Origin of the sequence: 'Nostoc azollae' 0708 (genome assembly GCF_000196515.1) — a bacterium.
GTDB classification, from domain to species: domain Bacteria; phylum Cyanobacteriota; class Cyanobacteriia; order Cyanobacteriales; family Nostocaceae; genus Trichormus_B; species Trichormus_B azollae.
In genome coordinates this window covers 1272731-1295146 of the sequence record NC_014248.1, presented here as the reverse complement: position 1 = coordinate 1295146, position 22416 = coordinate 1272731, and the positions used below count along the sequence as shown (strand labels likewise).

Here is a 22416-nt window from a genome sequence, read left to right as displayed (position 1 = left end):
TTGCCTTCTTCTGAACTCCTGATGTCTGAGGCGCAGATCATCCCCTGCTTTACCTGGTAAATTATTGGTAACTCAGATGTAGGTTTCAGTTAAACTGTCGCTATTTTGTACAGTCAAAAATAGTAAACTACTTTTCGCTATCTGTGCTTCATTTTTGTAGAATGCCCAATAGCTGATTTGTTTGTTCACTGAACCGCTAACACGAGTAATGGCATGACAGACCCAATGATTTTATCAGGCACTGCTAATGACATCGACTCCCTGCGCCAAAAGTTAATCGCTGGGTCCCAAAAAGTCCAACAACAAATTATCCCCCAGTTAGCTGACTTGGGTAATGAGGGATTAGAGGTGTTGCAGGAATTTTTACTGAAACGTCGTTACACTCCAGCAACTTGGATTGATGGTAAAACCTACCAAGTAGTCTACAACTCTGATGCACCGACAGCCAAGGAATTTCTAGAAACTTACTTTCCTGAAGGGATTGTACCTCTAAAATCAGACTGTGGAATCAGTTACAATTCTTTGCAACAATTACTCATCCATCAAGAGTTCCAAGCCGCTGATTTGTTGACGATCCAAAAAATGTGTGAAGTAGTTGGACAACAGGCTGTACAAAGAAGATGGTTGTATTTTACTGAGGTCGAAAATTTCCCAACTCAGGACTTACAAACAATTAATCATCTTTGGGTGGTTCACTCGGAAGGTAAATTTGGCTTTTCTATACAGCGAGAAATTTGGTTAGGGTTGAGTAAGAACTGGGAAAGTTTATGGCCAAAAATTGGCTGGAAGGACGGTAATCAATGGACGCGCTACCCCAACGAGTTCACATGGGATTTAAGCGCCCCTAGAGGTCATCTACCCCTTTCTAATCAGCTGCGTGGAGTGCGGGTAATGTCTTCTCTTTTATCTCATCCTGCATGGAGTTAGAAGACTGGGGATTAGACACTGGGGATTAGGGACTGGGAAAAATCAATCAACATTTTGCCTCTTGCCTCTTGCCTTTTTCCAATGACCAATTACCAATGACCAATTACCAACATGACTACAGTTCTTCTGGAAAATATTCAGCGTAGATTTAACAATGTTACTGTTATTGAGGATATTACCTTTGAAATTCCTGATGGTGAGTTTTGGGTGTTGGTTGGTCCTTCAGGGTGTGGAAAATCTACGATTTTGCCTACTATTGCTGGTTTGGAAACTGTGCAACATCTGGGAATTTGTTTATAGGTGATCGCTTGGTTAATGATATACCAGCAAGAGCGCGTGATGTGGCGATGGTATTCCAAAACTATGCCCTTTATCCCCATAAAACCGTAGCCCAAAATATAGCCTTTGGGTTAGAAATGCGGAAGGTTGACCGGAAAATTATTCAAGAACGACTATTGACTGTTGCGCAATCTCTATCTCTCGAAAATCTCTTAGACAGAAAGCCTCAACGACTTTCTGGAGGGCAAAAACAACGGGTAGCATTAGGGAGAGCGCTCGCACGTCAACCATAACTACTTCTACTGGATGAACCTTTATCTAATTTAGATGCTCAATTATGAGATGATACAAGAGCAGAATTAAAACAACTACAATTAGGAATTGCGACAATTTACGTCAACGATGACCAATTTGAAGCCATGACTTTGGCTGATAAAATTGTGGTGCTAAGTCGCGGCAGAATTCAACAAATTGGCGATCCTCAAAGCATTTATGCTTTACCCGCTAATGAAATGGTAGCAAGTTTTTTGGGTAATCCACCCATGAATATTGTACCCGCCATCTATAAAGGTAATAACTTTGATATTAGCGGACAGTTATTAGCAATTCCTGAAAATATTAAAAATGCTTTAAATTTACACCCAGAACAAATTTGTAACTTGGGTATTCGTCCTGACCATATTTATATTAAGGTAGACGCGCAAGGCACTTCCCGCACGATACCACAGAGAAGCGGAGAATACAGAGAAGAAGAAGTAAGTGATTTGCTTGTAGAAGTTGAAATTATTGAATCTTTGGGCAGGGAAACTTTGATTAGTGCTAGTTTACCTGATTCTTTTGGTTTTATAACTGTACAGGTCGCTGGGGGTGTGGGTTTACATCCAGGAGAACGTTTGAATTTGCAATTAGATTGAGATCATTTATTTCTGTTTGAACCGAGTAATGGAGAGAGAATTTTCCCCATTACTAGTACAGTAAGGCCTAAATAAACCAACGATTCCAAATCTCCCAAAAGCTCACGCCGTATTCATTTTGAATTTTGTTCGCGTAGGGTCTCCGAAGGAGAGATTTTGTTAGGGTAGCTCTTCTGAAAGAAGCATTTTGAATTCACGGCGGTACTAGGAGGTTTCTGACTTGCTATTCAGGATTTGATATGGTTGTTTTAATTACAGGCACTAAGGGACGGGTTTGGCGCTTCCGCAGTAACCTTTGTTCTCATATGTGATCTGTATTTATGTATAGGTATTGAGTTGAGAATGCAACTTAGTGAGTTGTAAATACGTCCTCTCTTTATTAAGATCTCACACAAGTCTCTTTTTATTGGATGATGATTAACTGGAATCGATTTTTGGCAAGTTATCGTTTATGGCGGCGGTATTGTTTGTATCCGTTGATTTTTCTAAGTGTTACTCTGACTTTGTGCTTGAGTACACTTCAACCAACTAGAGCTATAGATTTATTACCACTTTTATTTCAAGGGTCTCAAATACTTCAGTTGTCTAATATATCCGAACTTCAGGAAGTTGAGCTTGGTAAGCAGATGAATGATGAGTTGCACCAAGAGGTGAGAATTTCCCGCAATCAACAGCTTACAAGTTATGTGGAACAGATTGGGAAACGATTAGCTGCTAATAGCGATCGCCCAAATATTCCTTATACCTTTCAAGTGGTTGAGGATGAAGCTGTTAATGCTTTTGCTACTGTGGGTGGTTTCCTTTATATCAATACAGGTTTGCTGAAAACTGCGGATAATGAGGCTGAACTCGCTAGTGTCATTGGCCATGAAATTGGTCACATTGGGGGTAAACATTTGGTCAAGCAAATGCGACAAAGAGCGATAGCAACTGGTGTAGCTACAGCAGTTGGTTTAGATAGAAATAAAGCAGTAGGTATTGGTGTAGATTTAGCACTCAATCGCCCACTTAGTCGACAAGATGAATATGATGCAGATGCAAGAGGATTAAGAACTTTAACACGAGCAGGTTATTCTCCCTCAGCAATGGTTTCGTTTATGAAAAAGCTCCAAGGAAGAAGTTCAGTTCCTAGCTTTTTGAGTACACATCCTGGAGCAAGCGATCGCGTTAAGGCTCTACAACGCCAAATCGACCTCCAACGAAGTAAGAGCAATTTTGGTTTGGATAATGCCGCTTATAAAGCTAACATCCGAGCCTTTTTACAGTAGAAATTTGTAAGTATTAAGCTAATGGCTAACGGCATGCTACGCGAAGAGGCATCAGCAGTCAGCTTTTTCAGGGTAATACCAAAAATACCTATTTGATAATTAACCAATTTCTCAAACATTCTGACTCCTTACTCCTGACTCCTGAATTCTTACAAAAATTTTGCTTTGGTTAGTCAAAAGTCTCCTTATTTGGTGAATTGAGCGAATTTCTGTAAACCTGAAATTTAATAGGTTCGTTGTTTGTGACGGCGACTAACCTTAACCTTTTTTGACTCAATCTTCGTAACTGCCTTTTCTAATGGCAAAGTCCGCACGGAATTGTTAAAAACATTGACCTGATAAACCAAATTATTGGTAATATCAAGTCCAGTTAGCCAGCCACTGCGGGGATGATATGCTCCAGTATCAATATCTAACCATCCTTGTCCTAGTGCCAACTGACCAGGAATAACCCCTGGTAAAGTGAAGGTGATTGTATGACCAACGATAATTAATTTGTTGGCAAAATACGGCTCTTCCATGCTGTGAAATTCTTCCCTTATCCAGCAAAGTTCTTCAGCCGTTTGTTCAGAAACAGATTTTCTGGGATTAACACCCGCATGAGTTAACCAATAATCTCCCAAGTCTATAAATGTTGGTAAAGTCAAAAACCAATCTATATGTTCTTGGGGAATTTGCGCCGCTTGATAGCTGGTAATAGTGGCTTGTCCACCACTGTAAAGCCATGCCTGTACAGCTTGATTACAGTGGGATCTATTACCAAATACATTTAGTAACATTTGTTCATGATTACCTAGCAGACAACAATAGTCATTTTGCTTAACAAAATCTACTACCTGTGCGCTCTGAGGGCCACGGTCTATTAAATCTCCCAAAAAATAAACCTGATCTGCTGATGAGGGTGCAATTTTATCAAAAAGGTTCATTAAGCCTTGGTAGTAACCATGTACATCGCCAATTATTATTCTGCGCGGACTAATTTCGTTCATCGGCTCTTGCCTTGAATAAAGTTCCTAGATAGTTTAACTACAATCTTATTTTGTGTGATTTCCGCTTAAATAAGTAACTGAAATATAATTGTTAATTATTTATTAATAAATAATTAACAATTATATTTCAGTTACTCATCGAAAAATTGTCTCAAATGTGATATAGGTATTTTAATACTCAACCCACTATAGCTTAAAATATAGACCATATCTACTTCACTTAGCACAGTGTAATGTCTAATCAGTTCTCTCCAGAAATTAGCTCTCGTATCTGCAAACATATGAATGAAGATCATGCAGATGCTGTTGTTATGTACGCTCAGGCTTTTAGTGACATCAAAAATGCCAAAACAGCCCAGATGCTATCAATTTACGCTGATGCTATCAATTTACGCTGATGCTATCAATTTACGCTGATGGTATGAATTTAACAGCACATGTGAATGCAGAAACAGTACCAGTTCACATTCAATTTGATCATGTTTTAACAGATGCCGAATATGCTCATCAAACCTTGATTGGGATAGTCAAACAACCACGGCAAAGACAAAGTAGAAACTACGGAAAAGAGTAGTAGATATCTCACTTGACAAGTTCCACAGGGGAATAACAACCGAAATTGTTAAGTGATATTACAAACCTTGGAAAAATATTTAGAAATCGCCCGTCAGCCAAACATGGTTCTAAGGTAGAACCTATAGCGATACTACTCGAATTTTGCAGGAAAAAAGGAAGGGGAAATACGAAATACAACACCCTTTAAGCTTTACTTTTTCACCTTGTCCCAAACCCACCGACAACTACCAGGATCACAAAGCGAGTAGTATTGGAACCTATAGGATAGACTTGAGGTAAATAATGATGAATAAAAATAATATTCAAAACTATCGGTTTGTCTGCACTTTGACGTTTGGGGATATTTACGGTCAGATTATTGTTTGGTTAATCACAATTACCATTAGTTTGGCTTCAGCTTTGGCTCTGATGGGTGCGAGACGACCAGTATATGCTTTAGCTACTGTGGGACTGGTCATTTTTCTCACACTTCCTTTCTTACTGTTTGCCTTTGTGACAACATTGCTAAATCATATTGAATTAACTGCTATAGAACCAGGGACAAAAACAGAACCTATACCTGGTAATATTTCTGAGCAAAAACCGATTCAAGCAACTAGTTGATCAATAGGTTATTGGCAATGGGTGATAGGAATAAACAAAATGACTAATGAGTAAAGATAACATCCCTGTTTCCAGACAGGGTATTTTTTTTTGCAATTGGGGGTTGATGATGTTAGAATATGATGTAATTATTGTTGGCGGCGGCTTGGCGGGATGTAGGGCTGGGGTAGAAATTTCTCGGACTAACCCTAGTTTAAATGTGGCGGTAGTTGCCAAAACTCATCCTATTCGTTCTCATTCAGTAGCAGCCCAAGGTGGTATGGCTGCATCATTGAAAAATGTTGCCCCAGAAGATAGTTGGGAAGCACACGCTTTTGATACTGTTAAGGGTTCTGATTATTTGGCAGACCAGGACGCTGTAGCTATTCTTACTCAAGAAGCGCCAGATGTAGTAATTGATTTAGAACATCTAGGGGTTTTGTTCTCTCGTCTACCTGATGGTAGGATTGCCCAAAGGGCTTTTGGTGGACATTCCCACAACCGCACCTGTTATGCGGCTGATAAAACTGGTCATGCAATTCTGCACGAGTTGGTGAATAATCTGCGGCGTTATGGTGTGCAAATTTATGAAGAATGGTATGTGATGCGCCTGATTCTAGAGGATGGTCAGGCTAAGGGTTTGGTGATGTTTCACCTCGTGGATGGAAAAGTTGAGGTGGTGCGGGCGAAGGCGGTGATGTTTGCAACGGGAGGATATGGTCGCGTTTATAACACTACTTCTAATGATTATGCTTCCACTGGTGATGGTTTGGCGATGACAGCGATCGCAGGTTTGCCTTTAGAAGATATGGAGTTTGTGCAGTTTCACCCCACTGGTTTATATCCTGTAGGAGTGCTGATTTCTGAGGCTGTGCGGGGGGAAGGGGCATATTTAATTAATGCTGAAGGCGCTCGCTTTATGGCTAATTATGCTCCTAGTCGGATGGAATTGGCTCCACGTGATATTACCTCAAGAGCGATCGCCTATGAAATCCGCGCTGGACGAGGTATCAATCCTGACGGTAGTGCAGGTGGTCAATTTGTTTACTTAGATTTGCGTCATCTGGGTAAAGAAAAAATTATGAGTCGCGTTCCCTTCTGCTGGGAAGAAGCACACCGCTTAGTTGGTGTTGATGCTGTCACTCAGCCCATGCCAGTACGCCCCACCATTCATTATTGCATGGGTGGCATACCAGTTAACACCGATGGACAAGTCCGCAGCAGTGCAGATAATTTAGTAGATGGCTTTTTCGCGGCTGGAGAAACCTCTTGTGTTTCTGTTCATGGTGCAAATCGTCTTGGTAGTAACTCACTGCTGGAATGTGTAGTTTATGGTAAGCGAACTGGGGCAAGTATAGCTAGATATGTGCATAATCGCAAATTACCATCTGTAGATGAGCAACGTTATACTACAGAAGGAAAACAACAAATTCAAAGTTTACTACAACAGCCTGGAAAATATCGAATTAATCAAATTCGCCAAGAATTTCAAGACACAATGACGCAATATTGTGGAGTATTCAGAACAGAAGAATTAATGCGTGAAGGTTTGCAGAAATTAGCAGAATTACAACAACAATATCCACAGATTTATTTAGATGATAAAGGCAGTTGTTGGAATACGGAATTAGTAGAAGCTTTAGAACTGCAAAGTTCAATGGTAGTAGGACAGACAATTTTAGCATCAGCTTTAAATCGTCAAGAAAGTCGCGGCGCCCATTTTCGCGAAGATTTTCAGCAACGGGATGATGGTAAGTTATTAAAACATACAATGGCTTATTATTCACCTACGGGAATTGATATTCAATATATGCCAGTGGTGATTAATATGTTTGAACCAAAAGAAAGGAAATATTGAAGAAAGAATTCAAAATTCAGGAAAGGGCTGGCTGGGGTGTGGGGCAATACGGTTCAGATTAGCCTTTTTCTTCTCTCCCCCTGCCTGCCTAAATAATTTTCCTTACCTGATCCGTATTGAAATTAGATTACCACTTACGTCAACCCCTACTTCCTATACAATCGCCCATTTTTAACCTGCACAACCGGATGATTACACCACCTTACTAACTGTTCATCATGAGTAGTAACAATTACAGTTGCCCCAAAGGTATTTAACTTCTCAAGAATCTCTATTACTTGCCAGGAATTATCAGGATCTAGGTTTCCTGTTGGTTCATCTGCTAACAGCAGTGGAGGAGTAGCAATAATTGCTCGTGCAATACTCACCCGCTGCTGTTCTCCCCCAGAAAGTTGATCAGGAAAACGATCAGCTTTAGATGATAAACCCACTAATTTTAAAGTCGGTTCTAAACGGCGTTGAATTTCTTTACGAGTATAGCCTTGAGCGTGCAATACAAAAGTTATATTTTCGGCTACAGTTCGTTGCGCAATTAATTTATAGTCTTGAAAGACAATACCTATCCGACGACGCAAAAATGATAAGTGATCGCCCTTCAGATTTGCTACATTTACACCATCAACAATTACCTCTCCTTGAGTTGGTGATTCCTCACCATAAAGCAACTTTAAGAAAGTCGATTTACCAGAACCACTAGGGCCTGTAATAAACAAAAATTCTCCCTTTTTGATATCAATACTTACATCTAGCAGTGCATTATAGCCGTTTGTATAAGTCTTGGACACAGAGCTTAATTCCACCATTGTCCCAGTCTGACTATCCTGCTGTTGACTAACAGTATCTTCTCTCTTAACAGACGTATCTGTTTTTTCTGGAGTTGTTAATATTGGCATCGCTCAAATTTCCTGACACCCACAAGCAAAAAATTCAAAATATCTCCTTCGGAGACGCTAGGTGAAAAAAATCAAAATAGTGCTTCCAGCAGACTGCGCCAACAAAATTAAAGGACTTCCGCCTACTGGCTACTGGCTACTGCCTCTGATCAGCACTCAGCACTGTTGATATCTCTTCCAGAAAAACGGTAAACAAAGGCTTTTAGTGCAAACTGAGGCAAAGCTAACATTCTTCGCCAGCGCCAAGGTTCTTGATACAAACGATACAGCCATTCTAAATTATTATTTGCTAACCAACGGGGAGCGCGAGTTTTTACACCAGCCCAAATATCAAAACTACCACCTACCCCTATCCAAATTGCTTGGTCACACAAATGACGGTTTTTGGCAATCCATAACTCTTGACGTGGTACTCCTAAACCAACAAAAATAACTTGTGGCTGCAATTGAGCTAGAGTTTGTTGTAATATTTCTTCTTCTTCAGGAGAGTGATAGCCGGAGTGAGTACCTGCTATACCTAAATTAGGTATTTGTTGCTGCCAAAACTCTGCTGCTGTTGCCGCAACTCCTGATACTCCTCCATAGAAAAATATGTTCGTTGCTGTTTTCAGCTCACCAAGTTCTTGTAAAAGTTTTTCTGCTAATTCAATTCCTGGACAACGTTTTACTTCTTGCCTGAATAGATAGTGCAAATAAAGCACAACTCCTGCTCCATCTGGAATTACTAGATCAGCATTTTGAATAACTTCAGCTAGAGATCGATTTCGCTCGGCTTGCATGGTCATTTCTGCATTGAGCGTTACTACATGTGTTCCTCTACCTTGTTGTAGGCATTCTAGCAACCAGTTTGGATAGTTTGTCATCAGATGAACTGGTAAGCCCAACACTGAAAACTCTTGGGGCGATTTATACATAGTCTATTCTTAATTAGACTGAGAGCAAATTATATAGAACCCTAGTTTATCAAATTTTTTCCCACGTGGATGGTGCATATCGTATCAAATTTATCTGAGGGTAAATCCTATCGCAATGAGAAAGTTTTTAAGTGTGGGCATTGTGGTTCTGAACATGATGCTTATATCAACGCGGCTATGAATATTGCTGCTTTGGGCAAGTCTGTAAGTCTTCCTAAAAGTCCGGGGATGAGTTGTCAATTAGAGAATTGCCTCTCTTCCTGGTGATTCAAATCTGTGTCTAAAGCCTCGTACCTTTAGGTCGAGGTAAGCTTACCAAGTGATGATCAGCTATAAAATATAAGAACTATATAAAGGGTCAATATGCGATTACTACACACGATGCTACGGGTAGGCAATCTGGAAGAGTCTTTGAAATTTTACTGTGAAATCCTGGGAATGAAATTACTCCGCCGTAAAGATTACCCAGGTGGAGAATTTACCCTCGCTTTTGTTGGTTATGGAGAAGAAAGCGAACATACGGTGCTAGAACTAACTTATAACTGGGGCGTAGAAAAGTATGATTTGGGCAATGCTTATGGTCATATTGCGCTAGGAGTAAACGATATTTATAGAACTTGTGAGGAGATTAAAAATCGTGGAGGTAAAGTAGTACGAGAGCCGGGTCTAATGAAACATGGTTCTACGGAAATTGCTTTTGTCGAAGATCCCGATGGCTATAAAGTTGAATTGATTCAATTGGCTATTCACAGTACAACATCTCAGGAGAAATCGTCACTACAACTGGCCAGTCAGTAATTCTCCTCTCAAATATTTTATCTTGGAGTAGGGTGGGCATTGCCCACCAAGACATTATTATGAGAGTTACTGGCTTTGGTGGATATTGCTCAACTGCCAAATTACCAGCAAAATGGGTGTCATTCTTTCTCAATCCCCAATTTATAACCTAAAATCTAAAATCTAAACTCCTACGAAATGCAGCCTACAGATCCTAATAAATTTACTGATACAGCCTGGGAAGCAATTACAAAATCCCAGGATATAGTCCGTGCTTATCAACAACAGCAATTAGAAGTTGAACATTTAATTATTGCGCTTTTAGAAGAATCCACCAGTTTAGCCACAGGTATTATTACTCGCTCAGGCATTGATTTAATACGCTTAAAACAGCAGTTAGAAAGTTATACCCAACGTCAGCCAAAAGTTGGTAAAAGTGATCAGCTTTATTTAGGCCGCAATTTAGATTTGCTATTGGATCGTGCTGAAGAAATTCGAGCGAGAATGAGAAATGAAGAGATTGCGGAGGGACATATACTCCTTGCTTTTGCTGAAGATGAACGCATTGGTAGAAGGATATTTAAAGGCTTAAATGTAGATATTGCTAAGTTAGAAACTGCGGTCAAAGCTGTTCGTGTTACCCATAAGGTTAGTCAAAAGGTGGGAGAAGCAGAATCTGCGGATGCACCTTATGAAGCTTTAAAAAGATTTGGAAGAGATTTGACTGAACAGGCAAAAGCGGGAAAATTAGATCCTGTGATTGGCCGCGATGATGAAATTCGCCGCGTGATTCAAGTATTATCTCGTCGTAGCAAAAATAACCCTGTTTTGATTGGTGAACCTGGAGTTGGTAAGACTGCGATCGCAGAAGCATTAGCCCAACGAATGCTTAATGGTGACGTTCCTGAATCTTTGAAAAATCGCCAATTGATTTCTTTAGACATCGGGAGTTTAATCGCTGGGGCAAAATATCGTGGTGATTTTGAAGACCGTTTGAAAACTGTACTCAGGGAAGTTACGGAGTCAAATGGGCAAGTAGTTTTATTTATTGACGAACTGCATACTGTTATCGGTGCAGGTTCCAACCAACAAGGTTCAATGGATGCAGGAAGCCTGCTTAAACCCATGCTGGCACGGGGTGAGTTGCGTTGTATTGGTGCGACTACCTTAGATGAATATCGCAAATACATTGAAAAAGATGCAGCTTTAGAACGTCGGTTTCAACAGGTATATGTAGATCAACCGACAGTAGAAAACACCATTTCTATTTTACGGGGTTTAAAAGAACGTTATGAAGTGCATCATAATGTCAAAATCGCCGATTCTGCTTTGGTAGCCGCTGCAACTTTATCAGCGCGTTATATTGCAGATCGCTTTTTACCAGATAAAGCCATTGACTTAGTAGACGAAGCCGCAGCTAAGTTAAAAATGGAAATTACCTCCAAACCTGCGGAGTTAGAAACTATTGATAGACGCTTGATGCAGCTAGAAATGGAAAAACTATCCTTAGCAGGAGAAGACAATGGTATTGCCCAAACTAGGGAGCGTTTAGACCGAATTGAGCAAGAAATTACTGCTTTAACGCTTAAACAGCAAATGTTTAATGAACAATGGCAAAGGGAAAAGCAATTATTAGAAGCTATTAGCACTTTAAAGAAAGAAGAAGATACGCTGCGGGTGCAAATTGAGCAAGCAGAAAGGGATTATGATTTAAACAAAGCTGCTCAATTGAAATATGGCAAATTGGAAGGAGTGCAGAGAGAACGGGAAATTAAGGAAGTGAAACTCCTAGAAATTCAAAGCCAAGGTTCTACACTACTGCGTGAACAAGTCACAGAAGCTGATATTGCTGAAATAGTCGCCAAATGGACAGGAATTCCTGTAAATCGGCTTTTGGAATCGGAACGGCAAAAATTACTGAAATTAGAAAGTTATTTGCACGAGAGAGTAATCGGACAAGAAGAAGGGGTTTCCGCTGTCTCTGCGGCTATTCGTCGCGCTCGTGCAGGAATGAAAGATCCCTCTCGCCCCATTGGTTCGTTTTTGTTCATGGGACCAACTGGTGTTGGTAAAACTGAACTCGCCCGCGCTTTAGCTCAATTTCTCTTTGATTCTGATGACGCTTTGCTGCGGTTGGATATGTCCGAGTACATGGAAAAACACTCGGTTTCTCGTTTAGTGGGTGCGCCTCCCGGATACATCGGTTATGAAGAAGGTGGTCAACTTTCGGAAGCTATCCGTCGTCATCCTTATTCTGTGGTGTTGCTGGATGAAGTAGAAAAAGCCCATCCAGATGTGTTTAATATTCTTTTGCAGGTCTTAGATAATGGTAGTATTACTGACTCTCAAGGACGAGGAGTAGATTTCCGAAATACTGTTATAGTAATGACTAGCAACATCGGCAGTGAGGATATTTTGGACGTTTCTGGTGATGATAGTAAGTATCATATAATGCGGAAACGAGTTATGGAAGGTTTGCAATCATACTTCCGCCCGGAATTTCTCAACCGTGTGGATGATCTCATACTTTTTCACACCCTCAGCCGTTCAGAAATGCGGCACATCATCCGTCTACAACTCAAACGGGTCGAAAATCTCCTCAAAGAACAAAAAATCTCCTTTGAAATATCACAAGCAGCCTGTGACCACCTTGTTGAAGCTGGATATGATCCAGTTTATGGCGCACGTCCGCTAAAAAGGTCAATTCAGCGCGAAGTCGAAAACCCCCTCGCTACTAAGTTATTAGAAAATACCTTTATTTCTGGCGACACAATTATCATTGATAAAGGTGAACATGGGTTAACTTTTAGCAAAAAATCACCTGTTAAAACCTTAGCAACAGTCAACAGTGTGAAGTTGTTAGAGGCATCTTCTGAAGTGTAAGTTTCTACTTAGATAGAAGTTACAATTTCTGCAATTTGGTCGCCTGTGTTTGAGTAATATATTTACGGAGGATATTTTTTATGATTGCAAACCCCAATTATAACTATATTTACCCTGAAGAATATCTTCAATTAGAAGAAACCAGCCCAATAAAACATGAATACAGAGACGGATAAGTTTACGCAATCGCTGGTGCGAGTAATACTCATGTAGTTATTACTCTCAAATTGCTTCAATGCTGAGAAATTATCTGCGCGGTAAAGGATCTCAGACTTATATTGCTGACACAAAAGCGCATATTGAAACAATGGATATATAATATTATACCTATTGCAAAATTGTTTATGTGGTATGATATAGAGTTTTAGATTTTATGTATTTTCGGTGTTCTTTGGGCTGGCTAATTCAAACATAACCCTGTAACTATAACTTTTGGCTAAAACAAAGACTACCCCTCATTATAACATAAAATTAATTCTGCAAGACGTCTAATAGTTATAGAAAAGGGGTAAATGTACATTTAGTAAGAGTAGATTTTCATTGTCCCATAGCGGATGTGTATGAAGATGTGAGTTTTGAAACTCAGTCCTGACTCCTAGCTCCAACGAAAAGACTTTTTCAGCAAGCCCTAATTAACTTGCTATATGAGAGTTCAATTACTTTCCACCGCGAAGACATTGAGCATAACTTGTACGAATAGTCATTGTAGTTGGATCTCCTGCTCCCAGGACTTTTTCACAGATTTGTAATGCTTTTGCATAGTGGGGTTATGCTTCGCTGTAATATCCTCGCGATTGGTATAGTTTTGCTAATTTATTTAAGATGACAGAAGATTTGTAGTCCTATGCAAGTTATGAAATTACAGGTAACAAAATAAAACTCCTCAAGACTGATAAACCAATATCTTCAATGTTTATTAGTTGATTGGCAGCAGCAATACCCACATAGGGTAATAGAGATTTCAAACCCAAGTAGAGTTATTTTCCGAGATATCAATAAAAGCGACATATTGTATGTATAGTGAAAACTTTCCACCACTAAAAGAATGCTCAAATGAATAATTGATAAGTCCACCATAAATTTTGGAGGCAGATTAGCACACTTCAAACTTAAGTTTGAAGTGTGCAGATGTACTAATACACGCTGGAATCTTTATGGAGCAATAAATATAGGCGTTATCAGAAATTACTGAATGTTTTTGTCTGGGTATTGCCTGTACCAGCTTGTGAAATACCAATCTCTTTACCAATCGTTAATTGTCCCATCAGCTTTCACCACCTACAATCTACACCTGTTAACTTAATATTCCCCCAGTCTCCAATCCCCCCTTATGGTAGTGTAATCCGAATCATAAATAAGAGGAATTCCTTACCTCCAAAAAGACATATATCGACGAAAATTGATTCTCAGAATTATCTCTGCAAGTAAAACAGACGGATAACTATGCTAGAACAAGGCACTATCAGTATACATACTGATAATATTTTCCCAATTATCAAAAAGTCTCTCTATTCAGATCACCAAATTTTCTTGCGGGAACTGGTATCCAACGCTGTAGATGCCATCCAAAAGCTAAAAATGGTGTCCCGCGCTGGTGAGTATAATGGAGACACGGGTGAACCAGAAATTACAATTGGCATTGATCAAGATAAAAAGACCCTCTCCATCTCCGATAATGGGATTGGGATGACAGCAGAGGAAGTCAAAAAATATATTAACCAAGTCGCTTTCTCAAGTGCAGAAGAATTTATTCACAAATATGAAGGGAAAGCAGATCAACCAATAATCGGACACTTTGGTTTAGGTTTCTACTCCTCCTTCATGGTGGCGAAAAAAGTAGACATTGATACTCTTTCCTATCAAGAAGGTTCTCAAGCAGTTCACTGGACTTGTGATGGTTCACCAGAGTTTACCTTAGATGAGTCTTCTCGCACTACTCGCGGTACTACTATTACCCTCACTTTAATGCCAGATGAGGAAGAATATTTAGAAGCTGCGAGAATTAGAACTCTAGTGAAAACTTACTGTGATTTTATGCCCGTACCCATCAAATTAGATGGGCAAGTATTGAACCAAGAAAAAGCACCTTGGAGGGAATCTCCTAGCAATTTAACCAAAGAAGATTATTTAGAATTTTACCGCTATCTATATCCTTTTCAAGAAGAACCTTTGTTATGGGTGCATCTGAATACAGATTATCCGTTTATTATTAACGGGATTATGTATTTTCCCAAGATGCGGCCTGATGTGGATGTGACTAAAGGACAAATTAAGTTATTCTGCAATCAGGTTTTTGTTAGCGATAACTGTGAAGAAATTATCCCCCAATTTTTAATGCCCATGCGGGGTGTGATTGATAGTACGGATATTCCATTGAACGTTTCTCGCAGTGCTTTACAGGGGGATCGCACTGTTAAACGTATTGGTGACTACATAGCAAAGAAAGTAGGTGATCGCCTCAAAGAATTATACCGCGACGACCGCGAACAATACATCAGTGCTTGGAAAGACTTAGGAACATTCGTTAAATTTGGCGTTCTCAACGACGATAAATTTAAAAAACAAGTCGAAGACATCCTCATCTTCCGCAGCACTGCTAAAATAGAAACAACACCCGCAGTTGAAGTCCAATCATCAGAAGGTGATCTCTGGCAAGATGTCACCCCATCTAACACCAGCAGCACACCTTACACCACCATCAAAGAATATCTAGAACGCAACAAAGAACGCCACGAAAACCGCGTTTTTTACAGCACCGATGAAGCCAGTCAATCCACATATATTGAACTGCACAAAAACCAAGGTTTAGAAGTCCTATTTATGGACTCCTTCATCGACACCCACTTTATTAACTTCCTAGAAAGAGAATATCAGGATGTTAAATTTACACGGGTAGATTCTGACCTTGATAATACCTTATTGGATGATAAATCCGGCGAAATTGTTGACCCCACCACCAACAAAACCAAAAGTGAAATTATCAAAGAACTATTTGAGAAATCACTCAACAGACCCAAAGTTAACATCCGCACGGAAGCCTTAAAATCAGATGACCCTCAAGGAACACCACCAGCAATGGTATTGTTACCAGAAATTCTCCGTCGTCTAAGGGAAATGAACGCCATGATGCAACAGCAAAACGCCGATTTTCCTGAAGATCATATTTTGTTAGTAAATACCGCACATCCCTTGATTCAAAACCTCGCTAATATCAATCAAGGTAGTATCATCATTCAAAGTGATGGAGAATCACCCACAGAACAGTTAGTGAAAATGATTTGTCAGCACGTTTATGATTTAGCATTAATGTCCCAAAAAGGCTTTGATGCTGAAGGTATGAAATCCTTTGTGGAACGTTCTAATGATGTGTTGACGAAGCTAACAGAACAAGCGAGTAAGTAGAAAAGAACAATTAAATATAGATAGGGACTATCCCACATTTTTTTTAGAGACGTTGCTTACAGCGTCTCTATTTACAGAAGATAGCAGATCAATGAGGTACAGAATCTAAATTGAAACCTAGAGAGCAAGAGAGTTTTACTCCTGACTCCTGACTCCTGACTCCTGCTGTATTAGGAATAATGCTGATAGCTCTTTGAACATAAATTATCCTAAACCAAGTAATTTACTAATCAGAGGTAATAATTTATTCGGGTCTTCCACTAATTGAGCCACAGTTGGTAAACTTGTAAATAAACTTTTCAACATTGAAATAGGATTTTTGGCAGTCTTTTTGTGGGTTGCTTCTTGAGGACTTGTCGCTGCTGCTGCCACAGTTTACAATTGTTCTAAAGCTTTAGCTTTATCTTCTCCACTTAACTCAGTAGACTGGGAAATCGCTTCTTGTAACTGCGTTAGCAAGAGCAAAATCGGATACAAAGCCTCAAACCCACATTCCGACATATTTCTTCAATATCAAACGACCTCGGTAAAAAATCCGGGTTTTATGTCGCCACCTCCAACGCCTTACTGACAAACGCCCGACTCTTATCAGGTATTAATCCGATTCTCTGGCATTTTGGTTATTTCTTGAGGATACTTAAATCCCACCTTCCGTACCCTAACTGTCACTGATAGTAGTACAACAGAACTAAAACCCCTGCAAGGGAGAAAAGGCTTAATGAGAATAGTATGATTAAAATGGTAATAGAGTGAGAGAATAAAGTTTTGTAAAGAAGATAAAAGAAAAGAAAATTTAATGATTTAAAAATTAAATTAGAACAGAAGAAGAAATGATTTAATCACAACAGGAGTTGTGGATAATTCTGTTGTGAAATCAAAGCTTCAAAAAATGGAAATTCAAAACCTAGACCATTTAGGCATAGTAGCAGGAATAATAGACGCCATAGGAGTAGTAGAAATAATCCTTGAAATTGGAGAGAAACTAAGTCCGCGTCATGTAGTAAAAGCCATGATAATCAACGGGTTAGGATTTGTATAAAAACCCTTATATATGTTTCTCCAAGATTTTGAAACAATCCCCTGTGAGTATCTAATAGGAGCAGGAGTAACACCAGAATATCTCAAGGATGATAAACTGGGGAGAGTCATGGATAAACTATTTATAAAAGGATTGGATAGAATATTTTTTATTGTCGCCTTAAAAGCAGCCCAAACACTTGGAGTATCCCTATGAGCAGGGCATCTAGACTCATCATAAATGTACATACATGGGCAATATCATACCAGCTTACCAGAAGTAATATTCGAGAGTCAAAAAGTAGGAAATAATCAAGAACTAGAAGAATTAGCAGTAAAATCACCAAAAGAAATAACCATTACCTACGGTTATTCTGGTGACCATAGACCGGAGTTAAAACAGTTCATCATAGAAATGATATCTTCATGAGATGGAGACATACCAATATATATTTTTAAAACTAGCATCGGGAAACCAAGCAGATTCATCATGCTTTGCTAAAATAGCAGTAGAGTACCAAGAACGATTGAAAGTTAACTAAAAGTTAATAGTCTCATAGTAGCAGACTGGGCCTTATATACAGAATCAAATCTAAAAATAATGTCAGATTTAAGCTGGTTATGTCCAGTGCTATTAAGCGTAAAATCAGCACAATCATTAATATCAACATTACCAGAACCAGAATTTATTGATAGTAACTTACCCGGATATAAACTAGCTTCAAAAACAGTAAATTATCCAGGAATAGAACAAAGATGGTTAGTAGTGCAAAGTCAAGAAAGAAGAGAATTAGAGCTGGGTAAGCTCTCACAAAAAATTACCAAGGCACAATCAAAAGCTGTGCAAGATTTCAAAAAGTTATCACCAGAAAAATTCGCTTGTGAAGCTGATGCTATCAAGGGGTTATCTAAACTATTCAAACAATTCAAATATCACCAAATTAACCAGAGTAAAGTTACTCAAATCAAATCTAAGAAAAAATATAGTTCACAGATGATTTATAAAGTAAATGTTTAGGAGACAAGAGGAAGTAGCATAATTCTATTCATAAGAGCATATATAGCCCCTTACCTCATTTGTGTTAAACGCTCATAATCCTTGCTTAGACGATGATATTGGTTAAACCACCCAAATGTTCTTTCTACTACCCAGGGTTGTGGTAAAACTTTAAATTCTTGCTCAGTAGGTCCTATGACTTCAACATGAGCTTGAATCATGAACCAAACTGCAAGTGCAAATTTATCACCGTCATAACCGGAATCAACCCATAAAACTTGGACTATTTCTAATAATTCTGTGGGTTCCTCTAGCAGTTCCATTAGTGCATAGGCAGTAAGTATTCGTTCTGGGGCATTCGCCTCACTAACAACAACTTTCAACACAAGTCCCAGGCTATCAACTAAAGTATGCCCCTTTCTTCCTTTTACGTTTTTACATCCGTCAAAACCATACACATCCCCTTTTTTTGGTCAGTCTTGACCGACTGACTGTCTACGGCAAGCACGGTAGGTTGTATTGATTTACCTAATTTCGAGCGAACTTGACCACCCAATGTATGGTTGAATTTTTCCCAAACCCCCTGGCCCTGCCATTTCCTGTAATAGCTATATACTGTTGACCTTGGCGGGAAGTCACCTGGAAGCATATTCCATTGACATCCAGTTTTCAAATGATAATAGATGGCATTACATATTTCACCTATATCTGTTGTGGGTGGATGCCCTCCTTCTTGGGCTAGTGGAATCAATGGGGCCAGGATTTCCCACTCCATATCAGTTAAGTCTGTGGGGTAAGACTTTCGTTCCATCAGTAGCTATGTAAATACACTACATTTTATGTATCCTATCCTTCCAACATTCCTTGTCTACTCCCCTTTACATTTACTTTATCAATAGCCTCTTAGGTTTAACCCGGATTTGTCACAAGAAGATAAAAAAAAGGGGTCAAAGACTGCGGAAATGTATATATAGCAGGCATTTTAGCAGTTGGAAACCATGACCCCATCTTCAAGAGATTGTATACCAAAACAGTTGAAATTTGAGCAACAAAAATGGCTGCCAGTCATAGTCAATTTCCAGGGTGGACAAGTAAGAGCAGATGCAGGATTCAGCTTAATTGCTGAAATAGACAGAAAATTGCAAATCACATCACAGTTTGCACAATGTTTCCAAGATTAGCGAAAGCCAAATCGGATTGACCATTCAATAGAGAGCTTAATTAAACAAAGAATATACGGGCTGGTCATGGGGTATGAAGACTTGAACGACCACGAATAATTACGTCATGACCAGATGTTTGCTATAGCTTTAGGAAAAAGCATTGGAGTAGAGAATGAACCTGCAAAATTGGCAGGAAAGAGTACCTTAAATCCCCTGGAACATTGTCCTGAAGATGTGGAACAAGGAGCAGAAAGCGGGTACCATGAAATCTGGCATTCTCCATCAGAAATTGAAAGCTTACTTGTCAAAATATTTCTAGAATCTTACGCCAAAGAACCAAGAGAAATTGTTTTGGATTTAGATGTAACTGATGACTTAGTCCACAGCTATCAGGAGCAAGTTTTCTTGAATACTTATGATGGGGGATACTGCTATGCTCCACTTTATGTTTTCTGTGGAAAACATCTATTAGCAGCCAAACTTCGCCCTTCAAACGTAGACCCAGCATTTGGGGCATTATCAGAAGTACAAAGAGTGATTAAACAAATAGGTCAACAATGGAAGAATGTTGAGATTTTAGTAGGTGGAGATAGTGTTTATTCTAGAGACGATATCATCACATGGTGTGAATCCCACATGGGTGTGGATTATGTTTTTGGATCGGCGCAAAATAGTCGTTTAATTGGGATGACTAGAAAGACTCAAAGTAGAGCATCCCTTGAGTTTGAGGAAAAACTATCAACAGTAGTTTCATTCTTAGAAACTATGTTTAAACCAGATGAAGAACTTGCAGAATTTGCTGGTGACTTGATTAATAACTCAATTTGCTATAAATCTTTAGACTATAAAGCTCGTGAATCTTGGAGCCGTAGTCGTCGTGTTGTTTTTAAAGTTGAATATGGAGTAAAAGGGACTAATGTTCGTTTTGTTGTAACTTCACTTTCTACTAAGAAAGTACCTCCTAGTCAACTATATAGACAAAAATATTGTCAGCGAGGGGAGATGGAAAATCGTTTTAAAGAACAACAATTAGAACTTTTTAGTGATAGAACAAGCAACCATACATTTACGGTAAATCAATTAGGTTTATGGTTCTCTTCTATAGCTTAGGTTTTGCTCAATGCCTTGGGTCAAAAATGTTTAGCTAAAACCGAATTACAAAATGCTAATGTTGGGACTATTCGTACCAAATTATTGCAGTTAGGAGCTTTAATTACTGTAAGTACACGTCCCATTTTAATTGCGATTACTAGTTCTTGCCCATACAGACATATCTTTGCTACTGCTCATAAACGCTTAATAATGCTGACTAATACTGCTTAATTTGAAGTTAAATTGCCTTTTACTTATTTCTAATTAATCATACTTCACCCTTGGGTTGATTCAAGTCTTGTTTTGTCATGCTTAATTTTATGACCAGAGCATTTTGCTCTTACTACCAATAAAAAGATAGTGACTTTTTTAGCTTTATAAATGCGATTTTATATTTAATTTATCTCTGCGATTCAGTTTTGATTGATGATGTATCAAAATTTAGTCTCACATCAGGTCATGTAAATTTATTTTTTACTGCTTGTGAGAAATCCAGGTTAAGTTTGGGATTATGGCAAGGGACATTTCGAGATATTCCAAAGCGGTGAATTAGAAGTTTATCGCTTAGATAACAGCAGCGAAAAATACAAAATACAAACACCCAATCAGAACCAAGTTTACTGGATAGAGGAAATGAACCTTTACCTTAGTGTATGGGAAGGAACAAGGGAAAACTTGATTGGTAAATGGTTGAGATGGTTCGATGAACAAGGAAATTTGTTGTTGTGGAGTTCAGAGTTAGTAGAACAAGAAAAACAACGTGCTGAAAGACTAGCAGCACAACTTCGTGCAGCAGGTATCGAACCGGAAAACTAAGACTTGGGTGGGCATCGCCCACCTTATGATTAAGTAGAACAACGTGAAAAGAAGTATGTCAAGAAATGTAAATTAGCCTGAAAACCTCTTCCCTATTGCATAAGTGCCTATTGACCTTCGGGTTCTCCAGTCGCACCCTGGGGGAAGGCAAAGCGCCTACATGGGCGAAACCACACCACGTGTTTTATGCCGGGAAACCCTTCCACCGCAGTAGCTCCCCAACACTGCCCTGGTTCACCTCTTGCCTTGTCATAACGACAATTAATTTTTAACGCCCACTTCATTAACCACCAATAACAGCAATACACTCAATCTCTACCAACACATTTTTGGGTAAACGTGATACCTCTACACAAGCACGCGCAGGGGCTGTATCTTCTGGAAAATATTTTGCATAAATCGCATTTACAGCGGCAAAATCATTCATATCAGCTAAAAATACACCAGTTTTAACTACATTATCAAAAGTTGCGTCGGCTTCTGTCAGGATAGCTTCAATATTTCTCATCACCTGTTCTGTTTGCTTGGTGATATCATCGGTATAAACAACATCACCTAATCGCGGATCAATGGCTATTTGTCCAGCTACAAACAGCATTTTTCCAGAAGCGAGAATAGCTTGATTATAGGGTCCAACTGGTGCAGGTGCATTATCAGTACGGATAACTTGACGGGTCATAATATTAATCTCTTTTGGCTCTTTTGGTAAGGGTACATCTGGTTTACTGAAGTCTAAATCAACATCTGTTGTATAAACATCTCCATTTGGGATTATCGCACCTGTGAGGTCGGCATTTTTAAAGGTTGCACCATATATATTTGCGCTGGTTAAATTTGCCCTTTTCAGATTTGCACCGTCAAAGTTTGCATTCATCAGGTTTGTATTTTCTAGACAAGCTCTTTCTAAATTTGCACCTTGTAAACTGGCGTTTCTGAGGTTGACTGGTCCCAGGAAGACAGCAACCAAATCCGCTTCAGCTAAATTTCCACCTGATAGATTAAACCTCCTGCAGAATTGATTATTATGTTATAATGGGTGTTTGTGTTTGTTTTAGCCAAAAGTTAGAGT

General features: G+C 39.2%; 16 protein-coding genes and 5 pseudogenes. 13 read left to right on the top strand and 8 right to left on the bottom strand.

Translation table 11 applies throughout. The features are described from left to right. The first annotated feature begins 213 nt into the window (after positions 1 to 213). The 3 genes and pseudogenes from AAZO_RS05850 (at position 214) to AAZO_RS05840 (ending at position 3388) form a co-directional block, all read left to right on the top strand. Positions 214 to 927 carry a GUN4 domain-containing protein gene (locus AAZO_RS05850; RefSeq protein WP_013190543.1) on the top strand — a complete coding sequence of 238 codons (714 nt, stop codon included), beginning with the start codon at positions 214 to 216 and terminating at the stop codon, positions 925 to 927. A gap of 111 nt (positions 928 to 1038) precedes the next feature. Then, positions 1039 to 2120 (top strand): annotated as a pseudogene (locus AAZO_RS05845) (ABC transporter ATP-binding protein). Positions 2121 to 2533: 413 nt separating this feature from the next. Continuing rightward, positions 2534 to 3388, top strand: coding sequence for a M48 family metallopeptidase (locus tag AAZO_RS05840; protein ID WP_041639544.1), 855 nt, complete (start codon positions 2534 to 2536; stop codon positions 3386 to 3388). Between the two features lie 224 nt (positions 3389 to 3612). Here AAZO_RS05840 and AAZO_RS05835 read toward each other — a convergent pair whose 3' ends face one another. Continuing rightward, on the bottom strand, positions 3613 to 4377 hold the full coding sequence (locus tag AAZO_RS05835; RefSeq protein ID WP_013190540.1) for a metallophosphoesterase family protein: 765 nt from the start codon (positions 4375 to 4377) through the stop codon (positions 3613 to 3615). Between the two features lie 233 nt (positions 4378 to 4610). Here AAZO_RS05835 and AAZO_RS37060 point away from each other — a divergent pair. The 3 genes and pseudogenes from AAZO_RS37060 (at position 4611) to AAZO_RS05820 (ending at position 7393) form a co-directional block, all read left to right on the top strand. Continuing rightward, positions 4611 to 4951, top strand: a pseudogene (locus tag AAZO_RS37060) (DUF2470 domain-containing protein). A 287-nt stretch (positions 4952 to 5238) separates the two neighbouring features. After that, positions 5239 to 5556: a hypothetical protein gene (locus tag AAZO_RS05825; RefSeq protein ID WP_041639541.1), complete on the top strand. Its 318-nt coding sequence runs from the start codon at positions 5239 to 5241 to the stop codon at positions 5554 to 5556. A 109-nt stretch (positions 5557 to 5665) separates the two neighbouring features. Continuing rightward, the gene (locus AAZO_RS05820; RefSeq protein ID WP_041642670.1) at positions 5666 to 7393 is read left to right on the top strand and encodes a succinate dehydrogenase/fumarate reductase flavoprotein subunit; all 1728 of its coding nucleotides are present in this window, start codon (positions 5666 to 5668) and stop codon (positions 7391 to 7393) included. Between the two features lie 146 nt (positions 7394 to 7539). Here AAZO_RS05820 and ftsE read toward each other — a convergent pair whose 3' ends face one another. Together ftsE and AAZO_RS05810 are read right to left on the bottom strand one after the other, a co-directional pair. Then, a complete protein-coding gene (ftsE, locus tag AAZO_RS05815) occupies positions 7540 to 8286 on the bottom strand; it encodes a cell division ATP-binding protein FtsE (protein ID WP_013190537.1) in 747 nt (248 codons plus the stop codon). Positions 8287 to 8435: 149 nt separating this feature from the next. After that, positions 8436 to 9200, bottom strand: a complete 765-nt coding sequence (locus tag AAZO_RS05810) for a WecB/TagA/CpsF family glycosyltransferase (RefSeq protein WP_013190536.1) — start codon at positions 9198 to 9200, stop codon at positions 8436 to 8438. A 69-nt stretch (positions 9201 to 9269) separates the two neighbouring features. Between AAZO_RS05810 and AAZO_RS28985 the strand changes: the two genes are divergently transcribed. From AAZO_RS28985 to htpG, 4 genes are all read left to right on the top strand, one after another. Continuing rightward, positions 9270 to 9467 (top strand): zinc ribbon domain-containing protein, encoded by a 198-nt coding sequence (locus AAZO_RS28985; protein WP_081462708.1) that lies wholly within the window; start codon positions 9270 to 9272, stop codon positions 9465 to 9467. A gap of 96 nt (positions 9468 to 9563) precedes the next feature. Continuing rightward, positions 9564 to 9998, top strand: a complete 435-nt coding sequence (gene gloA / locus AAZO_RS05805; RefSeq protein WP_013190535.1) for a lactoylglutathione lyase — start codon at positions 9564 to 9566, stop codon at positions 9996 to 9998. Between the two features lie 177 nt (positions 9999 to 10175). Beyond that, positions 10176 to 12860 (top strand): ATP-dependent chaperone ClpB, encoded by a 2685-nt coding sequence (clpB, locus tag AAZO_RS05800; protein ID WP_013190534.1) that lies wholly within the window; start codon positions 10176 to 10178, stop codon positions 12858 to 12860. A 1443-nt stretch (positions 12861 to 14303) separates the two neighbouring features. Further along, positions 14304 to 16262 (top strand): molecular chaperone HtpG, encoded by a 1959-nt coding sequence (gene htpG / locus AAZO_RS05795; protein ID WP_013190533.1) that lies wholly within the window; start codon positions 14304 to 14306, stop codon positions 16260 to 16262. A gap of 204 nt (positions 16263 to 16466) precedes the next feature. Here the strand turns inward: htpG and AAZO_RS34980 are convergent, their stop codons facing one another. Both AAZO_RS34980 and AAZO_RS40980 read right to left on the bottom strand, forming a co-directional pair. Next, positions 16467 to 16634, bottom strand: coding sequence for a hypothetical protein (locus AAZO_RS34980; RefSeq protein WP_187289607.1), 168 nt, complete (start codon positions 16632 to 16634; stop codon positions 16467 to 16469). A gap of 3 nt (positions 16635 to 16637) precedes the next feature. After that, on the bottom strand, positions 16638 to 16763 hold the full coding sequence (locus AAZO_RS40980) for a hypothetical protein (protein ID WP_266888406.1): 126 nt from the start codon (positions 16761 to 16763) through the stop codon (positions 16638 to 16640). 388 nt (positions 16764 to 17151) lie between these two features. Here AAZO_RS40980 and AAZO_RS43385 point away from each other — a divergent pair. After that, positions 17152 to 18270, top strand: a pseudogene (locus AAZO_RS43385) (IS1634 family transposase); the annotation flags it as partial. A 77-nt stretch (positions 18271 to 18347) separates the two neighbouring features. On the opposite strand, the gene AAZO_RS28970 reads toward AAZO_RS43385, so the two are convergent. Beyond that, positions 18348 to 19087 (bottom strand): IS5 family transposase gene (locus AAZO_RS28970; protein ID WP_085940198.1). Its coding sequence is split into 2 segments (ribosomal slippage): positions 18348 to 18736 and positions 18736 to 19087, totalling 741 coding nucleotides; the frame shifts between segments, so codons are not numbered across the junction. A 187-nt stretch (positions 19088 to 19274) separates the two neighbouring features. Between AAZO_RS28970 and AAZO_RS28965 the strand changes: the two are divergent. Continuing rightward, positions 19275 to 20762: pseudogene (locus tag AAZO_RS28965) on the top strand (IS1380 family transposase). 291 nt (positions 20763 to 21053) lie between these two features. Further along, positions 21054 to 21347, top strand: a pseudogene (locus tag AAZO_RS28960) (Uma2 family endonuclease); the annotation flags it as partial. A gap of 107 nt (positions 21348 to 21454) precedes the next feature. Here the strand turns inward: AAZO_RS28960 and AAZO_RS34975 are convergent. Then, positions 21455 to 21631, bottom strand: a complete 177-nt coding sequence (locus AAZO_RS34975) for a hypothetical protein (RefSeq protein WP_013190530.1) — start codon at positions 21629 to 21631, stop codon at positions 21455 to 21457. Continuing rightward, the gene (locus tag AAZO_RS42310; protein WP_013190529.1) at positions 21631 to 22314 is read right to left on the bottom strand and encodes a Rid family detoxifying hydrolase; all 684 of its coding nucleotides are present in this window, start codon (positions 22312 to 22314) and stop codon (positions 21631 to 21633) included. The genes AAZO_RS34975 and AAZO_RS42310 overlap by 1 nt, the downstream gene beginning before the upstream one ends. Positions 22315 to 22416 lie beyond the last annotated feature (102 nt).

Excerpts from the sequence above, each read along its gene's own strand:
- AAZO_RS05850 (WP_013190543.1), top strand. The coding sequence starts at position 214 with ATGACAGACCCAATGATTTTATCAGGCACTGCTAATGACATCGACTCC.
- AAZO_RS05840 (WP_041639544.1), top strand. The coding sequence starts at position 2,534 with ATGATTAACTGGAATCGATTTTTGGCAAGTTATCGTTTATGGCGGCGG.
- AAZO_RS05835 (WP_013190540.1), bottom strand. The coding sequence starts at position 4,377 with ATGAACGAAATTAGTCCGCGCAGAATAATAATTGGCGATGTACATGGT.
- AAZO_RS05825 (WP_041639541.1), top strand. The coding sequence starts at position 5,239 with ATGAATAAAAATAATATTCAAAACTATCGGTTTGTCTGCACTTTGACG.
- AAZO_RS05820 (WP_041642670.1), top strand. The coding sequence starts at position 5,666 with ATGTTAGAATATGATGTAATTATTGTTGGCGGCGGCTTGGCGGGATGT.
- ftsE (WP_013190537.1), bottom strand. The coding sequence starts at position 8,286 with ATGCCAATATTAACAACTCCAGAAAAAACAGATACGTCTGTTAAGAGA.
- AAZO_RS05810 (WP_013190536.1), bottom strand. The coding sequence starts at position 9,200 with ATGTATAAATCGCCCCAAGAGTTTTCAGTGTTGGGCTTACCAGTTCAT.
- AAZO_RS28985 (WP_081462708.1), top strand. The coding sequence starts at position 9,270 with ATGGTGCATATCGTATCAAATTTATCTGAGGGTAAATCCTATCGCAAT.
- gloA (WP_013190535.1), top strand. The coding sequence starts at position 9,564 with ATGCGATTACTACACACGATGCTACGGGTAGGCAATCTGGAAGAGTCT.
- clpB (WP_013190534.1), top strand. The coding sequence starts at position 10,176 with ATGCAGCCTACAGATCCTAATAAATTTACTGATACAGCCTGGGAAGCA.
- htpG (WP_013190533.1), top strand. The coding sequence starts at position 14,304 with ATGCTAGAACAAGGCACTATCAGTATACATACTGATAATATTTTCCCA.
- AAZO_RS40980 (WP_266888406.1), bottom strand. The coding sequence starts at position 16,763 with ATGTCGGAATGTGGGTTTGAGGCTTTGTATCCGATTTTGCTCTTGCTA.
- AAZO_RS34975 (WP_013190530.1), bottom strand. The coding sequence starts at position 21,631 with ATGAAGTGGGCGTTAAAAATTAATTGTCGTTATGACAAGGCAAGAGGT.